Genomic DNA, 5,043 nt, shown 5'->3' on the forward strand with positions numbered 1-5,043 from the left:
ATGATGGCCAGAAGCGAATAGCTTCCTCGAACAGGCCTGATACATAGATGCAACCGGGTAACCATGTTCAAAAGCAGCTAGACAATGTTGGCGAGTCCATACATAGGAGCGGGCTTGCCCCGCGAAGCGGCCCGTGCAGGCCACCCATTACCTCAGCCCTTATCAAGCCCCACTTTCAACAATGCCCCGTCCTTGGCATCGGTCAGCACATACAGGTAGCCATCCGGCCCCACCCGCACATCGCGAATCCGCGCCTTCAAGTCACCCAGCAAACGCTCTTCATGCACGATCTTGTCGCCATCGAGCTGCAAACGAATCAACTCCTGGCTCGCCAGCGCACCAATGAACAGGTTGTGGTCCCAGGCCTTGAAGGTCGGGCTGTCGTAAAACGCCATGCCGCTGATACCCGGCGACTTCTCCCACACATGGTGCGGGTCGACCATGCCGTCGACATGCTTGCCCTTGGCTTCGGGGATCGGCAGCATCGAGTAGTTGATGCCGTGGGTTGCGATCGGCCAGCCGTAGTTCTTGCCCGGCTCCGGGATGTTGATTTCGTCGCCGCCACGGGGGCCGTGCTCGTGGGTCCAGAGCTTGCCGGTCCACGGGTTCAGCGCCGCGCCCTGCTGGTTGCGATGGCCAAACGACCAGATCTCGGGGCGCACGCCCTGCTTGCCAACGAAGGGGTTGTCCTTGGGCACTTCGCCATCCGGCAGGATGCGCACGATCTTGCCTTGCAGCTTGTCCAGGTCCTGGGCCGTGGGGCGCTGGTTGTTCTCGCCCAGGGCAATGAACAGGAAACCGTCACGGTCGAAGACCAGGCGCGAGCCGAAATGGTTGCCTTCGGACAGCTTGGGCTGCTGGCGGAAGATCACACTGAAGTGCTCCAGCCGCGCGCGGTCCTGCGACAGCTGCCCACGGCCGACGGCCGTACCGGCCTTGCCATCGCTGCCCTCCTCGGCATAGGACAGGTAGACGGTGCGGTCCTTGGCGAACGAGGGTGACAGCACCACATCCAGCAGGCCGCCCTGGCCTTCGGCCCAGACCTTGGGCACGCCGCTGATGGGCGGGCCAACCTTGCCCTCGGCGCTGACCAGGCGCAGGTTGCCAGGGCGCTCGGTGACCAGCATGTCCTTGCCACCGGGCAGGAACGCCAGCGCCCAGGGGTTGCGCAAGCCATCGGCCAAGGTGCTGACGGTCAGTTGCCCCTCCTCACTGGGCAAGCGCTGCTCTGGCGCGGCATGGGCCAACAATGGCAGCAAGGCGGCGGCGGTCAGGGTGGTCAGCCAGGTGCTTCGAGACATGCAGGATTCCTTTCGATGAGAGCTCAGGGTGCGCGCGGGGTGTCGCGCGCTGGCCGGGAGGGTTCCAGGTTTGGCGCCTGTTGCTGGCGGCGCAGGTTGTCACCATTGCCAATGCCGCGGTTATCCAGGGTTGGCGGGCGCGGGTTGGGCACGGTGGACGGCCCGCGCACGGGCGGGGTGGCTGGCACGCTGCCCTGGCGGCTGTTGGGGTTGGCGCGCTGGATCGGGCTGTTGTAGGGGTTGCTGTCGCTGGCGGCCAGTTGCAGCGTTTGCCCAGGGGCAGCCTGCACGGGAAGGCACAGCGCGAGGCCGACGATCAAGGTTGCCAATGTAGGATTCATGCTTCACCTCCTGCACGAAAAAGCGCGCCTTATGCGTTTGGATAGCCTAAGGCGCCAAGGGTTCGCGGCAAAAGCGTGAATGCGATTCCTGATGTTTCAGCCGCCTGCAGCCGCGCTGTCGACCTTGTGGCGCGCCGCATACAGGCACAGCATCTCCATGGCCAGGGTGGCCCCGGCCAGTGCGGTGATGTCGGCATGGTCATAGGCGGGTGCCACCTCTACCAGGTCCATGCCCACCAGGTTGATGCCGCGCAGGCCGCCAAGAATCTCCAGCGCCTGCACCGTGCTCAGCCCGGCGCACACCGGGGTGCCGGTGCCGGGCGCGTAGGCCGGGTCGAGGCAGTCGATGTCGAAGGTCAGGTACACCGGGCGCTCGCCCACCCGCTGGCGGATCGCCGCAATGATCGCCTCGGTGCCCTGGCGGTGCACCTGCCGGGCATCGAGGATGGCAAAGCCCTGGCTGTCATCATTGGTGGTGCGCAGGCCGACCTGAACCGAATGGGCCGGGTCTACCAGGCCTTCGCGGGCGGCGTGCCAGAACATGGTGCCGTGGTCGATGCGCTTGCCCTCCTCGTCTGGCCAGGTGTCGCTGTGCGCATCGAAGTGAATGAGCGCCAGCGGGCCGTGGCGGCGGGCGTGGGCCTTGAGCAGCGGGTAGCTGATGAAGTGGTCGCCGCCCAGGGTCAGCATCGCGCAGCCGGCCTGCAGGATATGCTCGGCGTGGGCCTGGATGCTGCCTGGCACCGACTGTGGCGCGCCGCTGTCGAAGGCGCAGTCACCGTAGTCGATCACGGCCAGGTGGTCGAACGGGTCGAACGCCCACGGCCAGTGGCGTGCCCAGGCCTGCTGCACCGAAGCGGCACGAATGGCCCGCGGCCCGAAACGTGCGCCTGGGCGATTGCTGGTGGCGGTGTCGAACGGCACGCCGCTGACCACCACGTCGACACCACGCAGGTCGCGGCTGTAGCGCCGGCGCGAGAAACTGGTAATGCCGGCGTAGGTGCTTTCTGCGGCAGTGCCGTAGAGGCTGTCGCGGGTCATGGCCTGGTCGTTGCTGCTGGCTTGCTCCACGGTGGGGCTCCTTTGTTGTAATGATCGGTCACTGGCGGCTGCGGAACGCCGTCCACAAGCGGTTGCGCTGGCGCAGGTCGGCCAGCGCCATGCTGCGGTCGGCATACAGGCGCGAGCGCACTTGTGCGGGCGGGTAGATGTCCGGGTCGTTGCGCACGGCCTCATCCACCAGCGGCGTGGCGGCCTGGTTGGCGTTGGCGAAGAACAGCGCGTTGGTCAGCGCGGCCACCGATTCGGGCTGGAGCATGAAGGCGATGAAGGCCCGGGCCGCCTGGGGGTGCGGCGCATCCTTGGGAATGACCAGGTTGTCCTGCCACACCAAGGTGCCTTCGCGTGGAATGCGGTAGATCAGCTCGAACGGCTTGTTGGCGCGGCGGGCCTGGTCTGCGGCCATGGCGGCGTCGCCGTTGTAGGTCAGTGCCAGGCACACGCTGCCATTGGCCAGGTCGCTGATCTGCCGGCCGTTGGCGACATAGCTGATCGACGGCTGCAGCTGGTTCAGCAGTTGCTGCGCCGCGGCCAGGTCGGCCTTGTCCTGGCTGTAGGGGTCTTTGCCGAGGTAGTTGAGGGCTACGCCGATCACTTCCTGGGGCGAGTCGGGCATGGCGATGCCGCACTCCTTCAGGCGGCTGGCGTATTCAGGCTTGAACAGCAGGTCGAGGCTGTCCAGCGGCACATCGCCCAGGCGCTGACGCACCGCTTGCACATTCACCCCCAGGCCCAGGGTGCCCCAGGTGTACGGCACGGCATAGCGGTTGCCCGGGTCGGCTTCGGCCAGCTTGGCCAGCAGGTCTTTGTCGAGGTTGGCATAACCGGGCATGGCCTGGGCGTTCAGTGGCTGCAGCGCCTGGGCCTTGAGTGCGCGGGCCAGCACGGTGGACGAAGGCACCACCACGTCGTAGCCACTGCCGCCGGTGAGCAGCTTGGTTTCCAGCACTTCGGTGGTGTCGAAGGTGTCGTAGCGCACCTTGTAGCCGGTTTCACGCTCGAAGCGCTGCAGGGTTTCGGGTGCGACGTAGTCGGCCCAGCTGTAGAGGTTGACGACTTTTTCTTCGGCCTGCAGTGGCAGGGCCAAAGCCAGTTCCATGGACAGCAGGCCAAGCAGACACAACGATCGACGCATGACAGGCACCTCGGCAAGTGGATGGATGCCGACAGCATGCCAGCCGGGTTACATTGCAAGAATGGCAAGTCTGCAAAGCTGACATTCACCAGGAGCAATGTATGCTCGGACAACTTCACGACCCGGACCTGCACCTGCTGCGGCTGTTCGTCACTGTGGTCGAGGCCGGTGGCTTCAGTGCCGCGCAGGGGGAGCTAGGGCTCAGCCAGCCCACCATCAGCCAGCGCATGGCCCAGTTGGAAACGCGCCTGGGTTATCGCCTGTGCAGCCGGGGCAAGGGGGGCTTTCGCCTGACCGACAAGGGCGAACTGCTGCTGGATGCGGCGCGTGGTTTGCTGCTGAACATCGAGCAGTTTCGCCAGCAGGCCAACGGTGTGGCCGGCCGCCTACTGGGAACGGTGCGGGTGGGCATGGCGGAAAACCAGGACACGGCGGTCAGCCTGAAGCTGGCCTCGGCGATTGCGCGCTTTCGCCAACGGGAGGAGTCGGTGCAACTGGAGCTGATCAGTGCGCCCCCGGCGCAGTTGGAGCGGTTGCTGCTGGAGCAGCGGCTCGATTGCGCGATTAGTTATTTTTCCGGCAACCAGGCGGCGTTCGATTACCAGCCGTTGTTCGAGGAGCGCCAGCGCCTCTACTGCGGCAAAGGGCATCCGTTGTTCAACGCCGGGCAGGTTGCCTTGGAGCAGTTGCTGGAGGTGGACCAGGTGCGCCACCCTTATCGCTTCCTGAAAGGTGGCGAGCCGTTCCAGAGTAGGCGCAGCATGGCCGTGGCGGAGCAAATTGAAAGCGTGCTGACGTTGATCTTGTCGGGGCGGCACATTGGCTATCTGCCGTGCCACTGCGCGGCGAGCTGGGAGGCGCAGGGGCTGTTGCGGGCGCTGGAGCCGGGGTTGGACTTCGTGGTGCCCTTTACCTTGGCCAGGCATCGAGCGCAGGGGCCTGGGGAGGCGCAGGCAGCCTTCGTGGAAGATCTGTTGGCGATGTTCCCCTGAGCCGGACGGCGATCCCCTGTAGGAGCGGGCTTGCCCCGCGAACACCGGCGAAGCCGGTGCCATGCGTCGCGGTGCCTGCTTCGCGGGTCAAGCCCGCTCCTATGTATGGACTCGCCAACATTGTCTAGCTGCTTTTGAACATGGTTACCCGGTTGCATCTATGTATCAGGCCTGTTCGAGGAAGCTATTCGCTTCTGGCCATCATCGGGGTGAGC

5 protein-coding genes are annotated in these 5,043 nt (G+C 65.3%); 1 reads left to right on the forward strand and 4 read right to left on the reverse strand.

Annotated elements, in window-relative coordinates; all coding sequences use genetic code 11:
• Positions 1–152: 152 nt before the first annotated feature.
• From F3J44_RS29220 to F3J44_RS29235, 4 genes are all read right to left on the reverse strand, one after another.
• Positions 153–1,301, reverse strand: coding sequence for a PQQ-dependent sugar dehydrogenase (locus F3J44_RS29220; protein ID WP_167277963.1), 1,149 nt, complete (start codon positions 1,299–1,301; stop codon positions 153–155).
• Between the two features lie 23 nt (positions 1,302–1,324).
• The gene (locus tag F3J44_RS29225; RefSeq protein WP_167277965.1) at positions 1,325–1,642 is read right to left on the reverse strand and encodes a hypothetical protein; all 318 of its coding nucleotides are present in this window, start codon (positions 1,640–1,642) and stop codon (positions 1,325–1,327) included.
• 96 nt (positions 1,643–1,738) lie between these two features.
• Positions 1,739–2,713: an agmatinase gene (speB, locus tag F3J44_RS29230; protein WP_167277966.1), complete on the reverse strand. Its 975-nt coding sequence runs from the start codon at positions 2,711–2,713 to the stop codon at positions 1,739–1,741.
• Positions 2,714–2,741: 28 nt separating this feature from the next.
• Positions 2,742–3,836: an extracellular solute-binding protein gene (locus F3J44_RS29235; protein WP_167069960.1), complete on the reverse strand. Its 1,095-nt coding sequence runs from the start codon at positions 3,834–3,836 to the stop codon at positions 2,742–2,744.
• 101 nt (positions 3,837–3,937) lie between these two features.
• Here F3J44_RS29235 and F3J44_RS29240 point away from each other — a divergent pair, with 101 nt between their 5' ends.
• Positions 3,938–4,828, forward strand: a complete 891-nt coding sequence (locus F3J44_RS29240; protein ID WP_167277968.1) for a LysR family transcriptional regulator — start codon at positions 3,938–3,940, stop codon at positions 4,826–4,828.
• Positions 4,829–5,043: the final 215 nt, after the last annotated feature.

Source organism: Pantoea sp. Tr-811 (assembly GCF_011752535.1).
Taxonomy (GTDB): domain Bacteria; phylum Pseudomonadota; class Gammaproteobacteria; order Pseudomonadales; family Pseudomonadaceae; genus Aquipseudomonas.